This is a genomic window from Alterinioella sp. (assembly GCF_058343375.1).
Window position 1 is genome coordinate 19,694 of record NZ_JBTUJH010000043.1, and the last position, 17,881, is coordinate 37,574.

Below are 17,881 nucleotides of genomic sequence, written 5' to 3' on the forward strand. Positions count from 1 at the left end.
GCTCTGCTATCAGGCACCATTGCGTTGCGCCGCTTATCCGGACTGACCTTAGCGTAGAAGTTTGCAGGGGCGCAATGTAAGCGCTTGCATAGTTTAAAATAAACACTCACATTGGCCTCAAATCGCATTGATCGACGGCGAGGACGCAGTGCGGGGCTGGATTTCGAGGGCGCTCAAGGGATGGTTCCTACCCTGCGCTTCTTGCAGAAAACCATAGAACAGGATGCCCAGAGAATGACCCGAAACTACCTGAAAAAAGCATCTCTAACGGCATCGAGCGGCGCGTCGGATGTGCATGAGATCGTGCAGGGCATTCTGAGCGATATCGAGTCTGGCGGCGATGCCAAGGCGTTGGAATATGCGGCCAGGTTCGACCGCTATGACGGCAATGTGCTGCTGAGTCCGGCCGAGATCGAGGCCGCCATCGCGCAAGTGCCGGAAAAGGTCCGGCACGATATCCGGTTTGCCCATGACAATGTGCGCCGCTTTGCCGAGGCGCAAAAGGCGACGCTGAAAGATGTCGAGGTCGAGATCGTGCCGGGCATGATTGCCGGGCAAAAGACCATTCCCGTCGATGCGGCCGGCTGCTATGTGCCGGGCGGGCGCTATTCCCATATCGCCAGCGCGATCATGACGGTGACCACCGCCAAGGTTGCCGGCTGCAAGCATATCGTGGCCTGTTCGCCGCCGCGCCCGGGCCAGGGCGTGCCGCCCGCCATCATCTATGCCGCCCATATCAGTGGCGCTGACCAGATCATGGCCATGGGCGGCGTGCAGGGCGTGGCCGCGATGACCTTTGGTCTTTTCGGTCTGCCCAAGGCCAATATCCTGGTCGGGCCCGGCAATCAGTTCGTGGCCGAGGCCAAGCGCATTCTGTTTGGCCGCGTCGGTATCGACATGATCGCGGGGCCGACCGACAGCCTGATCCTGGCCGATGCGACCGCCGACCCGATGATTGTGGCGACCGATCTGGTGGGGCAGGCCGAGCATGGCTATAATTCACCGGTCTGGCTGGTCACTGATACAGGTGCGATTGCCGAAGACGTCCTGCGCCTGGTGCCGCGCCTGATCGAGGATCTGCCCGAATTGAACCGCGAAAACGCCACCGCCGCCTGGCGCGATTACGCCGAGGTGATGCTCTGCGCTGATCGCGAGGAAATGGCCGCAACATCGGATGAATATGCGCCCGAACATCTGACGGTGCAGGCCGAGGATCTGGACTGGTGGCTTGATCGGCTGTCCTGTTATGGCTCGCTCTTTCTGGGCGAAGAAACCACCGTGGCCTTTGGCGACAAGGCGTCCGGCACCAATCATGTGCTGCCAACCAGCCGGGCCGCGACCTATACCGGCGGGCTTTCGGTGCATAAATACATGAAGATCGTGACCTGGCAGCGGTCCACCCGCGAAGGTGCAAAATCGATTGCCGTGGCCACCGCCCGCATCGCGCGGCTGGAAGGGATGGAGGGCCATGCCCGCAGCGCCGATATCCGGCTGGCCAAGTTCTTTCCGGGCGAAGTGTTCGATCTTTCGGCGGAAGACTGAGCCATGGTTACTGACATGTTCGACCTTTCCGGCCATGTGGCCCTGGTGACCGGGGCCAGTTCCGGCCTTGGCCGACGCGCGGCGCTGGTTCTGGCGCAGGCGGGCGCGCAGGTCGTTGGCGTGGCGCGCCGGGCTGACGCGCTGTCGCGGCTGCAGGCCGAGGCGGCGGGTGATATCGCGGCGCTGCCTTGGGATCTGGCCGATCGCGCCGGGCTGGCCGATCTGGCGCGCCGCGCCGCCCTGCCATTCGGCCCCCCCGATATTCTGGTCCATGCGGCCGGTATCAACACCCGTGAAATGGCCGATGAGGTGACGGCGGAGGGGTGGGATGCAACGCTGAACCTCAACCTGGCGGTGCCGTTCTTTTTGTCGCAACATATGGTGCCTGCGATGCGGGCAAAGGGATGGGGGCGGATCGTCAATTTCGCCTCGCTGCAATCGGTGCGCGCCTTTCCCGGCGGGCTGTCTTATGGCGCGTCCAAAGGCGGCATCGCACAACTGACCCGCGCCATGGCCGAGGCCTGGTCACCGGATGGCATCCTGGTCAACGCCATCGGGCCGGGTTTTTTCCGCACCGAGCTGACGGCGGCGGTGTTTGATGATCCTGACCGGGCCGCGCGCAACGCCAGCCAGACCTGCATCGGGCGCAATGGCGAGCTGGCGGATATTGACGGGCCGCGGTTGTTTTTGTGCTCAAATGCCTGCCGCTATGTCACCGGTCAGGTGCTGATGGTCGATGGCGGCTTCACCGCCAAATGAAGGCGCTGGTCTATACCGGGCCCGAGGCGCTGGAGTTCCGCGATGTGCCGGACCCTGTGGTGGCACCGGGTCATCACCTGATCCGCATCGATTGCGTCGGCATCTGTGGCTCTGACATGCATGCCTATCTGGGCCATGATCCGCGCCGCCCGGCCCCGCTGATCCTGGGCCATGAAGCGGCGGGGGTCATCACCGGGGGCCCGCGTGATGGCGACCGGGTGACGATAAACCCGCTGATCACCTGCGGCTCATGCCCGGCCTGCAAGGCGGGGCGCGACAATCTGTGTTCGACCCGGCAGATCATCTCGATGGCCCCGCGTGCGGGCGCGTTCGCGCAATTGCTTGCCATGCCTGCGCGCAATCTCGTGACCGTGCCGCAGGATATCAGCCTTGAAAAGGCGGCGCTGGCGGAACCGATGGCGGTTGGCTGGCATGCTGTCCGGCTTGGCATTGCGGCGCTGCCCGGTGATAGGCCCGAGACCGCGCTGGTGATCGGTGGCGGGGCCATCGGGGTCGGTGCCGCGCTGAACCTGATCGCGCAGGGCATCGCCACTGTCACCCTGATCGAGTCGAACCCGCTGCGCCGCACCTATCTGAGCCTCAATGGCAATTTCGCGGTTCTGGCACCTGATGGCATCGCCGGGCAGTTCTTTGACATCACCATTGACGGGGTCGGCATTGACGCCACCCGCGCCACCGCCTGCGCCGCCACGCGCCCCGGTGGGGTGATCGTGAATATCGGGCTTGGTGGCGGGGCGGGCGGGCTCGATATCCGCCGGATGACGCTGCAGGAGATCAGTTTCATCGGCACCTATACCTATACCGCGCAGGATTTCCGCGACACCTGCGCCGCGATGTTTCTAGGCAGGCTCGGGGCGCTGGATTGGACCGAGCCCCGCGCCCTGAGCGATGGCGCGACCGCGTTTTCCGATATCCGCATCGGCCGCACGCCCGTGCCCAAGATCATTCTGAAACCCTGATACTCCGCAAATGCCCTCAGATGGCGGCCAGCCCGGCCTCCAGCGCGGTCAGGATGGTGGCGATATCCGCTTCGGTGACCACCAGCGGCGGCGACAGGATGATATTTGGCCCCGAAACCCGGATCATGGCCCCGTTTTGATAGGTAACCTCTTGAATCGTGGCGGCAATGGATTTCGGCGGCGCGGATCTGGTGGCGCGGTCGGCCACCAGCTCTGCGGCCACCATCAACCCATGCCCGCCGCGCACATCGCCGATGATATCATGGCCCGCCATCAGGCTCTGCACGCCTTGATACAATTGCGCGCCCCGGGCGGCGGCATTGGCGGGAAGGTTCAGACGCCTGGTCTCGGCCAGGCAGGCGATCCCGGCCGCCGCCCCGACCGGATGGCCCGAATAGGTATAGCCGCTGCCGATATTGGCGATGCCGGAGCTATCGGATTCGAACACATCCGCCACCCTGTCCGACAGCATCGCCGCGCCGAACGGAAAGAACCCGTTGGTGATGGCCTTGGCGGTGCACATCATATCGGGCTGCACGCCCCAGAGCCGCGACCCGGTCCAGGCCCCGGTGCGCCCATAGGCGGTGATCACCTCATCGGCGATCAGCAAGATGCCGTTGCGGTCACAGATTTCGCGCACCATCGGCATGAAGCTGTGATGCGGCACGATGACGCCACCGGCCCCCAGGATCGGCTCCATGATGAAGGCAGCGATCGTGCCCGCGCCCTGAAAGGCGATCTCATCCTCCAGCGCCGCCGCGCAAAGCTGTGCCAGGTTTTCGGGGTCACTCTCATTGAACGGGTTGCGGTAGGTATAGGGGGCCGGGATGTGAAAGCAGCCGGGCAAAAGCGGCTCATACTGGGTGCGGAAATTGGCATTGCCATTTACCGAGGCGCCACCGGTATGGGTGCCGTGATAGCCTTTCTTGAGGCTCAGGTATTTCACCCGCCCGCCCTGACCCCGGATCTTGTGATACTGGCGCGCCAGGCGCAGCGCAATCTCAACCGAATCCGACCCCCCCGAGGTGAAAAAGGCGCGGCTCAGCCCGTCGGGGGCAAAAAACTGCTGCAATTCATAGGACAGCTCGATCGCGGCGTCATTGGTGGTGCCCCGGAAGGTCGAATAATAGGGCAGGGCGTCCAGTTGCGCGGCAATCGCATCCTTGATCGGTTGGCAGGAATAGCCCAGATTGACATTCCAGAGCCCGCCAACCGCGTCGACAACCTCATGCCCGTCAATATCGCGGATCTTGACACCTTCAGCCCCGGTGATGATCTTTGGCGGGTGGGCAATGCTATCGGCCGGATGCGCCATGGGATGCCAGAAATGGCGGGCGTTGTTTTCCTTGAGGAAGTTCGAATCTTTCATGCCGGTTCCTCTTTTCTGCACGGCGGGTTGGTCTTGGCAAATTCACCCCAGACCCTGTCCAGTGATGCCGGGATGGAGCCGCCCCAATTGGCGGTGATCTGTCGGCCCGCAACGATCAGACCGTGCTTGATCCGGCGTTCCAGATCGGCGGTCATGCGCGCCGCGACCGAGGCCACGGCGACCGATCCGGCAACTCGGTCCGGGGCCTCGAAAACCGGCACCGCGATGCCATGGACGCCCAGTTCGAACCCCTGATTGGAAACTCCGAATCCGGTTGCGCGGATCTGGTCCAGCTTGGTTTGCAACACCGCCGGATCGTCGATCGTGTGGGCGGTGTAGCGATGCAGCGGGCCCGAATCGGCGGCATGGCTCTCGGGCGCGGCAAAGGCCAATGTGGCAAGCCCGGATGCGGTGGCGTGAAACGGCAGGTGAAGATCCTCCAGCACGACCCGGGTGCTGTGGCGGCCGGCGTCGAACTGGGCCAGGGTTTGCAGGCGCGCCCCGTCGATCAGCGACAGATGCGCCAGTTCACCGGTGGCCAGTGCAAGATCGCGCAACGGGCCTTCTGCGGAGGCCCGCCGGGGCACTGTCGCCTCGCGGATCGCGGCCCATCGCAGCACGGCAGGCCCGATCCGATAGCGTTTCGTCGCCGGGTTCTGTTCCACCAGCCCCGCCGCCTCCAGCGCGCAGAGATGGCGATAGCAGGTGGCCTTGTCGCGGCCCGTCTTGCGCCGAATCTCTGACAGGCCCATCTCGCCCTGCTGTGGCGAAAACAGATCGAGCAGGTCGATGGCGCGCGCAACGGTCGACATTCCCGTTTCCTTTCGGTGTCAGCGAAGGCTTCACAAAAGATTTGACAGAAATTGATTAACACGGCAACCTTAATTTAATAACAGCGGTTCGTATAATGAACCATAGGGAGGAACTCATGAAACTGTCAAATATCCTGTGCGGGGCGGCGGTCGCCACAATGGCGATGGTCGGGGCGGCGGCTGCCGAAGAATACCCCGACCGCCCGGTCGAATTCGTGGTGCCCTGGCCGCCGGGCGATCTGGAGGACGTGCTGACCCGGATGATTGCCGATAATTTTCAGCAGACCTATGGTGTGCCCGCGGCCGTGGTGAACCGGCCCGGCGGCGGCGGTGGCCCGTTCCCCGGCGCGATCTCGGTGGCCAATGCGCCTGCCGATGGCTACACGGTCGGGTCTTTCATCATCGCGATCCCCACGGTCGGACCGATGCTCGGCATTCCCGAGCTTGACCCGAACCCGTTCGAGCCGCTTGGTATTTTCCTGACCTATCCCTTTGTCATCGCGGTGTCTGCTGATGCACCCTATGATGATATGGCGGGGCTTGCCGCCTATGCGCAGGACAATGACGTGGCACTTGGCCATTTCGGCGCGCCGCTGGTGCCGACCCAGGTCACGCTGGCGCTGGCCGCATCGCTTGGGTTTTCCTTTGCATCCGATGCCGCCTTTGACGCGCTCGATTGCAATACGCTGGCCTCGGGTGATGTCGATGTCATCAACACCACGCTGCAACTGATCCTTCCCTGCCTCGATCAGGTGACGGTGCTGGCCAGTATCGGGCCCGAGCGGATCGCGCTGACGCCTGATGCGCCGACGGTCACGGAACTGGCCCCTGAGCTGGACATTGCTCTGTGGAACGGTCTGTTCGTGCTGCGTGACACCCCACAGGACGCGCGCGATGCGATCATCGCCGTGGCCCGCGAAACCATCGCTTCTGAGGCCGCCCAGGAACTGGCAGCCCAGACCGGCGCGCTGATCTACTGGCAGGATGTGGCCGCGTCCGAGGCGCAGATCGAGGCCGATATCGAGACCTTGGGCAGATTGTCCGACATTCTCGGCAACTGATCCGACCGGTGACCGGCGGCCCGGGAAATATTCGGGCCGCCGAAACCGATATGCGCGACGGGGGATGCCGATGCACCGATTTGCGACGCTTCAGGCCATGTTCAAACGCTATCGCAGGCCGGGCGATATCGTTTTTGCGATTGTTTTTCTGATTTTCTCAGCCTTTCTGCTGTCGCAACTGGGCAGCCAGGTCAGTTGGACGGGCGGCAATTCCGTGTTTGCGCGCCCGGTATTCTGGCCGGCGGTATCGGTGATCTCGATGACGGGTTTTGCGGCGCTGCATCTTATCGGATCACTGGCCAGCCCGCGCATTCCGGGACGCTGGCGCGAGGTCGGATTCTGGCTGTCGGGGTTGGAATATGTGGCCTGGTTCATGGCCTATGTCTGGCTGGTTCCGCAGCTTGGATACCTGTTGGCGACCGTTCTGGCAGCGCTTGTGCTGAGCTTGCGCGCCGGCTATCGAAGCTGGCGGATGATGCTGGCTGCAACTTTAAGTGCTGTATCCATCGTATTGATTTTCAAGACATTCCTTCAGGTTCGTATTCCGGGCGGGGCCATTTATGACCTGCTGCCAAATGCCCTGCGCAGCTTCATGCTGACCTATTTCTAGGAGACGGCCCAATGTTGGAGACCCTGCAATCGGCCATCGGCATTCTGGCCCGCCTGGATGTTCTGGTGGCGCTTCTGGTCGGGTCGATCGGCGGCGTGATCATCGGCGCAATCCCGGGCGTCGGCCCGGCCGTGGCCATCGCCATCCTTCTGCCTGCAACCTTCGCGCTGGATCCGATTGTCGGGCTGACGGTGCTGTTGGGAATTTACGGATCATCGATGTATGGCGGCGCAATTCCGGCGATTTTGATCAACACGCCGGGCACGGCAACCAACGCGCTGACCACCTATGACGGCTATCCGATGACCAGAAATGGCGAGGCAAGGCGCGCCATCTCGCTGGCCTATTCGGCGTCTTTCTTTGGCGGCATATTCGGGATTGTCTGTCTGATCCTGCTCTCGCCCCTGCTGGCGATTGTCGCGCCGATGTTCGGCAGCCGCGAGATTTTTCTGGCCGCATTGCTTGGCATCATCCTGGTCGTGCTGGCGCATCGCGGTCAGGTGCTGGCCGCCGGCATGCTGGTCAGTTTCGGCATTTTCATCAACACTATCGGGTTGGATGCCGTGACCTATACCAGGCGCTACACGTTCGAGCAGAGCTGGCTGGCCTCGGGCGTCAACCTGATTGTCGTGGTTCTGGGGCTTTTTGCCATCAGCCAGGCCTTCATGTTACTGCTGGAAAAAGACAGCAGCCCCGAGGCGCAACCGGTCAGCGGCGCCATGTTGTCGGGGTTTCGCGAGCTTTGGCTCTATAAACGTGTCGCCACCGTCGCGGCCTCCTTTGGTGTGATGATGGGGACCATTCCGGGGGTGGGCGAATTTACCGCCCAGTTCCTGTCCTATACCTATGCGCAGAAAACCTCGAAATCGCCCGAGCTGTTTGGCAAGGGATCGCCCGAGGGGCTGATCGCGTCGGAGGCCGCCAATAATGCCGTGCCGGCGGCGGCGATGATCCCGCTGCTGGCCCTGGGCATCCCCGGTGAGGCGCTGACCGCGATGATGCTGTCGGTATTTTATGTGCATAATGTCATTCCCGGCCCGCAGCTTTTCCAGAACGACATGGATTTCGTGATGGCGCTGTATATCGCGATGCTGGTGCTGAATGTCTTTGTGCTGATCTTCTTGCTGTTTTCGACCAATCTGTTGACCAAGATCATCCAGATCCCCACCCGTTTTCTGGGCATCATGATCCTGATCCTTGCCTTTGTCGGGGTCTATTCACTGCGAAATTCGATCACTGATTGCGCCATTGCCGCGGGCTTTGGCCTGTTGGGGCTGATCTTGAAGCGGCTCAATCTGCCGGTGGTTCCGATCATTCTGGGCATGGTGCTTGGCGGCATCATGGAGGTCAAACTGCGCAGCGCCATGGCGCGGGTCACCACGCCGCTGGATTTCATCGACCGCCCCATTGCGGCGATCCTGTTTGCGATCATCCTGGTGGTGATCGGGCTGCATATCCGCACCTTGATCCGGGAGTTTCGCGCCGGACCCGGCGAGGTCGACAGCGACCTGCATGATACGCAGCAAAGATGAGGTCCAGATGTTAGAACAATCCGCCATCGACACCCTGCGCGCGCAGCCCGTCGCGCCGTGCATGCACCTGATTGACGGTGTTGCCACAGCGGCCAGTGATGGCGCGGTGATGGATGTGATCTCACCGATTGACGGGCGGGTTCTGACCCGGGTGGCGCGCGGCACGGGCACCGATATCGACCGGGCGGTGGGCGCCGCGCGGGCCGCGTTTGAGGATGGCCGCTGGTCGCGCATGGCACCGGCCGGTCGCAAGAAGGTGCTGCACCGATGGGCCGAGCTGATCGAGACCAACGCGCTGGAACTTGCCGTTCTGGGCGTGCGTGACAATGGCACCGAGATCGCCATGGCGCTGAAGGCCGAGCCCGGTTCCGCCGCCGCGACCATCCGCTATTACGCCGAGGCGCTGGACAAGATTTACGGAGAGATCGCGCCCACCGATCCCGGCATTCTGGGCCTGATCCACCGCCAGCCCGTGGGCGTCGTCGGGGCCATCATCCCGTGGAACTTTCCGATGATGATCGGGGCGTGGAAACTGGGCCCGGCACTGGCGGCGGGCAATAGCGTGGTCCTGAAACCCGCCGAAACGGCATCGCTGAGCCTGTTGCGCATGGTCGAACTGGCGCATGATGCAGGGCTGCCGCCGGGGGTTTTGAACCTGGTATTTGGCGAAGGCGCGGTGGCGGGCCAGGCGCTTGGCCTGTCGATGGATGTCGATGTGCTGGTCTTTACCGGCTCGGGCGGCACCGGGCGGCGCTTGCTGGAATATTCCGCCCGGTCCAATCTGAAACGGGTGTTTCTGGAGCTTGGCGGCAAATCGCCCCATATCATCTTTGACGATTGCCCCGATCTGGAGGCGGCGGCCACGGCGGCGGCTTTCGGCATTTTCCGCAATTCCGGTCAGGTCTGCGTCGCCGGATCGCGGCTGTTGGTTCAGGCCACGATCCATGATGATTTTGTCGCCCGGGTGGCCGAAATTGCCGCCGGGATGCGGGTCGGGGATCCGCTGGATCTGAGAACCATGATGGGATCGGTAAATTCGGCCCGTCAGTTGAATCAGAACCTGGAATTTGTGGCGCGGGCGCAGGATCAGGGGGCTAACCTGATCACGGGCGGGGACCGGGTCTTGACGGACACCGGCGGTTACTACATGGAACCCACGATTTTCACCGGCGTCACGCCCGACGCCGATATCGCCCAGAACGAGATCTTCGGCCCGGTCCTGGCCGTCACCGCCTTTCAGGATGAGGCCGAGGCCGTGGCACTGGCCAACAGCACCAGATTTGGCCTGGCGGCGGGGGTCTGGACCGCTGATCTGGGCCGGGCGCATCGGATGGTGCGGGAGGTGCGGGCCGGGGTGGTGCATGTCAACACCTATGGCGGGGCTGATGGAACCGTGCCATTGGGCGGGATCGGCCAATCGGGCAATGGCCATGACAAATCACTGCATGCCTTTGATAAATATGTCGATCTGAAAACCGCCTGGATCAAGCTATGAGCGCGGGCAGGGAGGGGAAAGTGAGCGCAGATAAAACCATTCTGGTGATCGGAACCTATGACACCAAAAACGACGAGTTGAGCTATATCTGTGACCGGATCAGGGGCCAGGGCGGCAGGGCGTTGGCGATGGATGTCAGTGTTCTGGGCGATCCGGAGCTGCCCACCGAGATCTCGAAACATGATGTGGCTGAGGCGGCGGGCAGCAGCATTCAGGCCGCCATCGACAGCGGCAGTGAGAACACCGCGATGCAGATCATGGCGCGCGGGGCATCGGCACTGGCGGCCCGGTTGCAGCGCGACGGGCGGATTGACGGCGCGCTGATCCTGGGCGGTTCGATGGGCACCGATCTGGCGCTGGATGTCTGCAATGCGCTGCCGCTCGGGGTGCCGAAATACATTGTCAGCACGGTGGCATTCTCGCCGCTGATCCCGCCCGAACGGATGGCCGCCGATACGCAGATGATCTTGTGGGCGGGCGGGCTATACGGGCTCAGCTCAGTCTGCAAATCGGCGCTTTCACAGGCGGCGGGCGCGGTTCTGGGGGCGGCCCGCGCGGTTGAGCCCCCGCGCACTGAGCGGCCACTTATCGGGGTGACCAGCCTGGGCACCTCGGCCTTGAAATACATCACCACGCTGAAACCGGCATTGGAGGCGCGCGGCTATGATGTCGCGGTGTTTCACGCCACCGGCATGGGCGGGCGGGCCTTTGAATCGATGGCCGGGCAGGGCGGCTTTGCCTGCGTGTTCGATTTCTGCACCCAGGAGCTTGGCAATCATGTGCATGGCTCCAACGTGTCCTCGGGCGCGGACCGGCTGACCAATGCGGGGGCGGCGGGCATTCCGCAACTGGTGGCCCCGGGGTGCTATGATCTGGTCGATATCGCCGGATGGGCCGATCTGCCGGAAAAATGGCAGGGTCACCCGCGCCACGCCCATAACCGGCTGATCACCTCGATCGTGTTGAATGAGGCGGAAGTGCGGATCGGTGCGCGGGCCCATGCCGCGCAGCTTGCCCGCGCCACCGGCCCGACCGCGCTGTTGCTGCCCGAACGCGGCTGCGGTGAATGGGACAGGCCGGGGGCCGATCTGCACAACCCCGATGGTCTGTCGGCCTTTCTGGAGGAGCTTGCGGCGCATTGCCCGGACAATGTCGCACTGCACAATCTGGATGTTCATATCAACGATCCCGGCTTTGTCACTGCGGCGTTGGAGATTTTCGATGAATGGGTGGCGCAGGGGCTGGTCAAGGCGGTCTGACGATATGCGGGCGGTCTGTCAGGCGAAGCACAGATCGACCGCACCGAAGGGGCCGAAATCGGCTTGGAAAACACTGCCGGACGGGGCCTCGACAGGGCGAATGAACGACCCTGACAAGACGATATCACCGGCAGACAGCCCGCCACCATAGCGCGCCAGGCGATGCACCAGCCACAAAATGCCGGTGACCGGATCATCCAGCACGCCCGCGCCAAGCCCGGTTTCCTCGACCACGCCATTGCGCTTCACCACGGCCCCGACCCACCGCAGATCAAGATCCTCGACGCCGTGGCGCTCCGCACCCAACACGATACCCGCATTGGCGGCGTTATCCGATACCGTATCGGTGATGATGCGCGCCGTGCCGGTTGCCTTGTCGTGGCGCAGCACTCTTGTATCGAGGATCTCAAGCGACGGGGCCACGTAATCGGTGGCGGCAATCACATCGGCGCGGGCAATATCTGCCCCCTTGAGCGGCGCGCGCAGGATAAAGGCAATCTCGGCCTCGACGCGGGGCTGAATGAAGCGCCCTTGCGGCACGCTGTCGCCGGTCTGAAACAGCATATCGTCCAGCAAGACGCCGCTATCGGGGGTGGTGATGTTGAGCGCCTGCTGCATGGCGCGGCTGGTCAGCCCGATCTTCCAGCCGATCACGGCGGCCCCGGCCGCTAGTTTGCGCGCCACCAGCGCCGCCTGCACGCCATAGGCATCATCCAGCGTCATGCCGGGATGGGCCAGGCTCAGCAGGCCGCATTGCTGGCCGGTCCGCTCGGCCTCATGCAGCATCAACGCGGCGGCCTGGATCTGATCGGGGGTCATTCGTCGACCACACCGTTGCACAATGTGCCGATGCCTTCGGCGCTGACCGTGATCTCATCGCCCGGCACCAGCCAGATCGGCGGGTCGAACCGGGCCCCGGCCCCGGTGGGCGTGCCGGTAACGATGATATCGCCGGGCACAAGCGTCGTGAAGGTCGAGATATATTCGATCTGGCGCGCCACCGGAAACAGCATCCGCCCAGTGCGGTCCGCCTGGCGCAGCGCGCCATTGACGCGGGTCTCCAGCCCGATATCGGTGATCTGTTCGGGCGCGTGAAAGGGCACCAGCCACGGCCCCATCGCGCCCGAGCCATCCCAGTTCTTGCCCTGGGTCACGTTGAATTTGGCGTGGCGCACCCAATCGCGCAGCGTGCCCTCGTTGCACAGCGTCAGGGCCGCAATATGGCCCAGGGCGTCGGCCTGCGGAATGCGCCGCCCGCCCTTGCCGATGACCACCGCAATTTCACCCTCATAATCCAGCTGCTGCGTTTCGGGCGGGCGGGTCAGCGGCGTCTGGTGGCCGACAAAGGACCGCGCAAAGCGGATAAAGAGCGACATATTGGGCGGGGCCGCCTTGCCATCTTTGTATTCGGCGTTGCGATCGGGGAAATTGACCCCGACGCAGATGATTTTCTCGGGGTTCGGCACCGGGATGTCCCACCGGAATGATCCGTCCGGGTGGGTGACCGCACGGGTTTTCGCAGCAGCCTCCAGCGCGGTAAATCCTGCATTTTCAATCACATCACGCAGCGTCGCCCATTGCGGAAACTCATCCGACAGGGCGATCATGCCACCCTCGGCCACTGCGCCATATTGCGCCCGCCCCTCGGCGGTGAAACTGGCAAAGCGCATGATATCCCGGCTCATGGCGCGATAATGGGCGATGCGTTCAAATCGCTCGCCTGCGTTGCAACGCCGTCAAATTCGGATCCTTCCTCGAACCAGCTGCGCGGGGCAGGGGCCCCCCACAAGGTCTGGCGTTGCGGATCCTTGAGATCCCATTTGATCGGCTCAAGATCGGGATCAACGGTCTGATAATCGGAACAATAGAGCTCGGTCCGGTGGCCATCGCGGTCGCGGATATAGAGGAAGAAGGCGTTGGAAATGCCATGCCGGCCGGGGCCGCGTTCGATATGGTCGATATAGCCGGTGGTCGACATCAGATCGAGCAGATCAATGATATTGAGCGGCGTCGGCACCCAGAATGCCAGATGATGCAGCCGCGGGCCGGTGCCATTGGTGAAAGCCACGTCATGCACGCCGCCCTTGCGGTGCATCCAGGCGGCCCAGATGCGCCCGCTCTGCTCATCGGTGGTATATTCGGTGACGCGAAACCCCATATCGCCATAGAACCGCACCGAGGCATCGACATCCGGGCTGAACATGTTGAAATGGTCGATCCGCAGCGGTTTGACGCCTTGATAAAGGGCGTATTTCTGATGGATCGGGGCCAGCCGGTCCATGCTGGCGTAAAATTCCAGCGGAATGCCATGTGGGTCGCGGGTGGCCAGAACCCGGCCCATGAAGGGGCGCTCCACCCAGGCCGTCGGCAGGTCGCGGGCGGCGAACCAGTCGGCGGCGCGGTCCAGATCCTCCTCGCCCCACAGTTTGAAACCCAGAACACCGACCGCGCCCGCCGCCGCCTTGCGCAGGATCACGCAATGGTGGCCGCGTTCCTCCATCGCGCGCAGATAGATATGGCTGGCATCCTCGAAACTGACCTGCAGGCCGATCGTGTCGACATAAAACCGCCTTGCCCAGGCCAGGTCGGTGACCATCAGTTCGACATGGCTGAGGCGGACAATGTTGAAGGGCGGCGTCAGGTTCGGGGCTGGAATGGGCATTGCGCCTCCTTTCGGGGGGTGCGAGGCAGGGCCGGTCACAGGTGGTCCCGGATCGAGCTTGCCTTTGGGCTCAACTCCGGGTCGATATCGCGCATTTCCATCGACAGCATCAGGGACGAGCTCGCCATGACATCGGCGCAATAGGTGCGGGCCGCGGCAAATATGGTGGCTGTCGCGGCTTTGCGGGTGGCAAGATCGCGGCCCATACGCAGGCGCACCGAGAGGTCCAGAAAGGCATGATCGGGGTTGCCATCGGCAATCACCGCATGGCTGCAGGCCGTCGCCCTGACGCGGATACCGGCGGGCGGGAACACGCCCGTTTCGACCGCTGCATCGCGCAGGGCCACGCATAACCCTGCAATATCAAGGCGGTCCTCAAGATTGGGGGAATAATCGATCTGAAAATGTGGCACCGGATCCCCCCATCGAATAGTTGTCTTGTTAATCAAAATGCTTAACTTGTCAACAAATTTCCAATGGCTGCCCTGACCGGCCCGAGCCTAGCCCGGCCTGTCCGACACGATGCGCCCGTCCTCGAGCGTGATGACCCTGTCCGCCATTTCGAGGATCCGGGGGTCATGCGTCACCATCACGGTGGTGGTGCCGCGGGTCTGCCCAAGCGCCTTGAGCATCTCGACAACGGTATGACCGGACTCCTTGTCGAGCGCCGCCGTCGGTTCATCGGCCAGCACGATCTCGGGGTTGGAAACCAGCGCCCGGGCCACCGCGACGCGCTGTTTCTGCCCGCCCGACAGGTTGCCCGGCAGATAATCGCGCCGATCCGCCAGCCCCAGAAGGTCCAGAATGTGATGCGCCGCCCGGCGACCCTTGGCAGCGTTCACGTCGCCATGCACCTGCAGCCCCATCAGGACATTTTGCGTGGCGGTCAGGCTTTCGTGCAGATTATGGGCCTGAAAGATAAAGCCAAGTCGGCGGCGCAACCCGACCAGCGTCGCCTCATCACTGCCGTTCAGTTCATGGCCCAGAACCCGAACACTGCCCGCCTGCACCTCGCGCAGGCAGCCGATCAGCGTCAGCAGCGTCGTCTTGCCCGACCCGGACGGCCCCATCAATATGGTCAGGCTGCCGCGCGCAATGGTCAGGTTGATGTCAAAGATGGCCTGTTTGCGCGCCTCGCCGGTGCCGAAAAAATGGTTCAGGCCCTGAACCGTGATCGGGGGGGCACCTCTCAAAACAGATCCGCCGGATCAGCATTGGCCAGGCGCCTTGTGGCGATGGCACCGGATAATGTACAGGCCGCCAGCGTTCCCAGAAAGACCAGGATCGCCCGGCTTGCATCCATGGCGACCGGCAGGCCCGTCACCGCCACCAGCCCGCTATAAAGCGCCATAGATACCAGAAGCCCCGGGATGAAGCCGAACACCGCCAGAATGATTGCCTCCTCGAACACGACCCCCAGAAAGAACGGTTGCCCGTATCCCATCGCCTTGAAGGTGGCGTATTCGCGCAAGTGATCGGCGACATCGGTCGACAGCACCTGGTAGACAATCACCAGCCCCACCAGAATGCCCATGAACACGCCAAAGCCGAAAATGATGCCGGTTGGCCGCTCGACCGACATATAGGCCTGATCTGCCCGGGCCGATCCCACAAGGCTTTGAATTCTCAGATTGCCCTCGGGCAGGGCCGCTTGCAGGCGGGCAATGACGGCATCGACCGAAACGCCATCATCGACCCGGATCAGGATGTGGTTGGGCGCGCCGCTGCTGCGCCCGGGAAAGGCGCGCAAGAACGTCTGGTCCGACATCATCATCATGCCATCGGCCAGAAACCCGCCGCCCACCTGCATGGTGCCGATGGCGGTCAGGGTGTTGCCGCCGGTCTCGAAGGCAAACGGGGTCCCGGTGTTCAGACCCTCGATCACATCAGGCGGAATGCCGCGGGTGTCGCGATCCAGCAGGACCGTGTTTTCACGGCTCAGCCGCTCCAGAGACGCCGCAATCTCAGCCGAGGCAAAACCGGGTTGGGAAATATCCATGCCAAAGCTCAGCAGCGAGACCTGCGACCCGTCCGCCAATGTAAAGGGCAGGTTGCCGATAAAGAGCGGTGTCGCTGCGGCCACGCCCGGCACGCCAAGCGCCTGAAACATCCGCGCGCGCGCGATATGACCGCCATCGGTCAGGGTGTTGCCATCCTCTGATGACAAGATGATATCGGCCCGCAACATCGAATAGGGGGCGATGGTCGATTCGTTCAGCGCGCCCATGATGCCAAGCTGCATGAAGACCAGAAGATTGGCAAAGCCCACCCCCGCCACGGCGGCAAAAAACCGGCCCCGGCTGTGGGTCAGTTGCAGCCAGCCGATCGGCAGGCGGCCAAACAGCAAGGTCAGCAGACGGCTCATTCCACGCGGCCCGCGTCGATCCGCACGATGGTCTCGAGATTGGTGAACCGGCTGGCCGTGGCCGAGGATGCCGCGTCCAGCGTCACGATCACATCCACCACGCGGGCATCGGTATTGGCCGCCGGATCATCCGACGTGATCGACTGGCGCCCGATCTGAAGCCCGATGGCCGAGACCACGCCGGTCAGATCGCGCGACAGGGCGTCGGCGCTGATGGTGACGGGGTCACCGATGGTGACGCGCCCGATCATGGTCTGATAGACCTCAGCCTCGACCGTCATCTGGCTGGTATCGCCCAGATCAATGATCCCGAGCGTGCCCGGCCGTTCGCCGGCGCGCACATTGATCTCCAGAACCATGCCGCTTTCGGGGGCGCGGACATAGGCGCGCTCCAGATCTTGCTGGCTGCGTTCCAGATCGGCCCGGGCGGCGTCCAGATTGGCCTCGGCCACCGCGATATCGGCCTGCACGGTTTCCGACCCCGTGGCATAGCGCGACAGCGTGGCCAGCGCGCGTTCGACATCGCGCCCGGCCTCATTGGCGCGCACCACGACCTGATCGAAATCCGCCCGCGTTATCACGCCGCGTTCAAACAGCGCGGTGGCGCGTTCAAGTTCGGATTGCGCGGCGGCTTCAGTGGCTTCGCTGCGCTCAAGCGAGGCCTGCGCTTCTGCCAGACTGGCCGAGATCGCAGCCCGGGTTTGCGCAAGATTGGCCTCGCGCACCCGCAACGCGGCCTCGGCTGAGGCGACCGCGCTTTGCAATTGCGGCAAATTGTCGAGCACCGCCAGGATATCGCCCTGCGCGACCACGTCGCCCACCGCGACCCGCAATTCGGCAATCCTTGCATCCCCGGCCCCCGATGGGGTGGCGACGCTGATCACATCGCCGCGCGGAATGATCCGTCCCAGGGCCACGACATCGCCCTCGCTCAATACCGCGACGCGTTCCTGCGCGACCACCTGCTGAATGGCCACGGCAATGGGCGTATCGGTGCCGGCACCCGGCAGCAACCCGGTGGCGCTGAAAAAGGCGCGCAGGCCGGGTGGCTGAAAATACATGCCGATGACCGCGCCGATGAACAGGCTTGCCATGATCAGCGGAATCAGGAGCAGACGCGACCGCCCGGTGGTTTTCGGCGCGCTCGCGGGGTCCGCCTTGGTCAGCCCGGTATCTTCCAGCGGCAGTCCGGGCAGGGATGTGGATGGATCAGACGGCATGTTGGGCCCCTTGGCGGCGATTGCGGCAATTGGCATTGTCAATGGTTCCGGGCATTACATCAAGGGCAGAAACCCCGCCGCCAATTGCTCTTGATCAAGGCAGCGGTCAGATAAGTCTGGCATCCGCGGCGGGGGCGGTGAATAGATACAGGTGTCGGCACTTGTGAATTTCGGAGAATTGAGCCCCGGCGGGGTTTTGCTAAGGTAGCGCAGAA

The 17,881-nt window shown here is 63.2% G+C and carries 17 protein-coding genes; 8 read left to right on the forward strand and 9 right to left on the reverse strand.

Translation table 11 applies throughout. The features are described 5' to 3' along the window. Positions 1 to 234: 234 nt before the first annotated feature. The 3 genes from hisD to ACW8PS_RS07240 are packed head-to-tail and all read left to right on the forward strand — an operon-like array spanning position 235 to position 3,281. Positions 235 to 1,542, forward strand: a complete 1,308-nt coding sequence (hisD, locus tag ACW8PS_RS07230; RefSeq protein WP_491526669.1) for a histidinol dehydrogenase — start codon at positions 235 to 237, stop codon at positions 1,540 to 1,542. Between the two features lie 15 nt (positions 1,543 to 1,557). Beyond that, entirely contained in the window at positions 1,558 to 2,301 is a 744-nt protein-coding gene (locus ACW8PS_RS07235; RefSeq protein WP_491526670.1) for an SDR family NAD(P)-dependent oxidoreductase, read from the forward strand. Continuing rightward, a complete protein-coding gene (locus ACW8PS_RS07240; protein WP_491526672.1) occupies positions 2,298 to 3,281 on the forward strand; it encodes an alcohol dehydrogenase catalytic domain-containing protein in 984 nt (327 codons plus the stop codon). Before ACW8PS_RS07235 ends, ACW8PS_RS07240 begins: the two co-directional genes overlap by 4 nt. Positions 3,282 to 3,297: 16 nt before the next feature. On the opposite strand, the gene ACW8PS_RS07245 is transcribed toward ACW8PS_RS07240, so the two are convergent. Both ACW8PS_RS07245 and ACW8PS_RS07250 read right to left on the reverse strand, forming a co-directional pair. Beyond that, positions 3,298 to 4,650: an aspartate aminotransferase family protein gene (locus tag ACW8PS_RS07245; RefSeq protein ID WP_491526673.1), complete on the reverse strand. Its 1,353-nt coding sequence runs from the start codon at positions 4,648 to 4,650 to the stop codon at positions 3,298 to 3,300. Next, a complete protein-coding gene (locus ACW8PS_RS07250; protein WP_491526674.1) occupies positions 4,647 to 5,462 on the reverse strand; it encodes an IclR family transcriptional regulator in 816 nt (271 codons plus the stop codon). Before ACW8PS_RS07250 ends, ACW8PS_RS07245 begins: the two co-directional genes overlap by 4 nt. A 116-nt stretch (positions 5,463 to 5,578) precedes the next feature. Here ACW8PS_RS07250 and ACW8PS_RS07255 point away from each other — a divergent pair, with 116 nt between their 5' ends. From ACW8PS_RS07255 to ACW8PS_RS07275, 5 genes are all read left to right on the forward strand, one after another. After that, the gene (locus tag ACW8PS_RS07255) at positions 5,579 to 6,523 is read left to right on the forward strand and encodes a tripartite tricarboxylate transporter substrate-binding protein (protein WP_491526676.1); all 945 of its coding nucleotides are present in this window, start codon (positions 5,579 to 5,581) and stop codon (positions 6,521 to 6,523) included. 70 nt (positions 6,524 to 6,593) lie between these two features. Then, positions 6,594 to 7,133 (forward strand): tripartite tricarboxylate transporter TctB family protein, encoded by a 540-nt coding sequence (locus tag ACW8PS_RS07260; RefSeq protein ID WP_491526677.1) that lies wholly within the window; start codon positions 6,594 to 6,596, stop codon positions 7,131 to 7,133. Between the two features lie 11 nt (positions 7,134 to 7,144). Next, entirely contained in the window at positions 7,145 to 8,665 is a 1,521-nt protein-coding gene (locus ACW8PS_RS07265) for a tripartite tricarboxylate transporter permease (protein WP_491526678.1), read from the forward strand. A gap of 7 nt (positions 8,666 to 8,672) precedes the next feature. Beyond that, positions 8,673 to 10,160 carry an aldehyde dehydrogenase gene (locus ACW8PS_RS07270; RefSeq protein WP_491526679.1) on the forward strand — a complete coding sequence of 496 codons (1,488 nt, stop codon included), beginning with the start codon at positions 8,673 to 8,675 and terminating at the stop codon, positions 10,158 to 10,160. Continuing rightward, positions 10,157 to 11,419 (forward strand): Tm-1-like ATP-binding domain-containing protein, encoded by a 1,263-nt coding sequence (locus ACW8PS_RS07275; protein ID WP_491526680.1) that lies wholly within the window; start codon positions 10,157 to 10,159, stop codon positions 11,417 to 11,419. Before ACW8PS_RS07270 ends, ACW8PS_RS07275 begins: the two co-directional genes overlap by 4 nt. 18 nt (positions 11,420 to 11,437) lie before the next feature. Here ACW8PS_RS07275 and hpaH read toward each other — a convergent pair whose 3' ends face one another. From hpaH to ACW8PS_RS07310, 7 genes are all read right to left on the reverse strand, one after another. Continuing rightward, on the reverse strand, positions 11,438 to 12,238 hold the full coding sequence (gene hpaH, locus ACW8PS_RS07280; RefSeq protein WP_491526681.1) for a 2-oxo-hept-4-ene-1,7-dioate hydratase: 801 nt from the start codon (positions 12,236 to 12,238) through the stop codon (positions 11,438 to 11,440). Then, a complete protein-coding gene (locus ACW8PS_RS07285; protein ID WP_491526697.1) occupies positions 12,235 to 13,089 on the reverse strand; it encodes a fumarylacetoacetate hydrolase family protein in 855 nt (284 codons plus the stop codon). Before ACW8PS_RS07285 ends, hpaH begins: the two co-directional genes overlap by 4 nt. 11 nt (positions 13,090 to 13,100) lie before the next feature. Then, a complete protein-coding gene (gene hpaD, locus ACW8PS_RS07290; RefSeq protein WP_491526682.1) occupies positions 13,101 to 14,081 on the reverse strand; it encodes a 3,4-dihydroxyphenylacetate 2,3-dioxygenase in 981 nt (326 codons plus the stop codon). 35 nt (positions 14,082 to 14,116) lie between these two features. Beyond that, a complete protein-coding gene (locus ACW8PS_RS07295; RefSeq protein WP_491526683.1) occupies positions 14,117 to 14,494 on the reverse strand; it encodes a 5-carboxymethyl-2-hydroxymuconate Delta-isomerase in 378 nt (125 codons plus the stop codon). An 87-nt stretch (positions 14,495 to 14,581) separates the two neighbouring features. Further along, on the reverse strand, positions 14,582 to 15,274 hold the full coding sequence (locus tag ACW8PS_RS07300) for an ATP-binding cassette domain-containing protein (protein WP_491526684.1): 693 nt from the start codon (positions 15,272 to 15,274) through the stop codon (positions 14,582 to 14,584). Beyond that, positions 15,271 to 16,446: an FtsX-like permease family protein gene (locus ACW8PS_RS07305; protein WP_491526685.1), complete on the reverse strand. Its 1,176-nt coding sequence runs from the start codon at positions 16,444 to 16,446 to the stop codon at positions 15,271 to 15,273. Before ACW8PS_RS07305 ends, ACW8PS_RS07300 begins: the two co-directional genes overlap by 4 nt. Further along, a complete protein-coding gene (locus ACW8PS_RS07310) occupies positions 16,443 to 17,666 on the reverse strand; it encodes a hypothetical protein (protein WP_491526686.1) in 1,224 nt (407 codons plus the stop codon). Before ACW8PS_RS07310 ends, ACW8PS_RS07305 begins: the two co-directional genes overlap by 4 nt. Positions 17,667 to 17,881 lie beyond the last annotated feature (215 nt).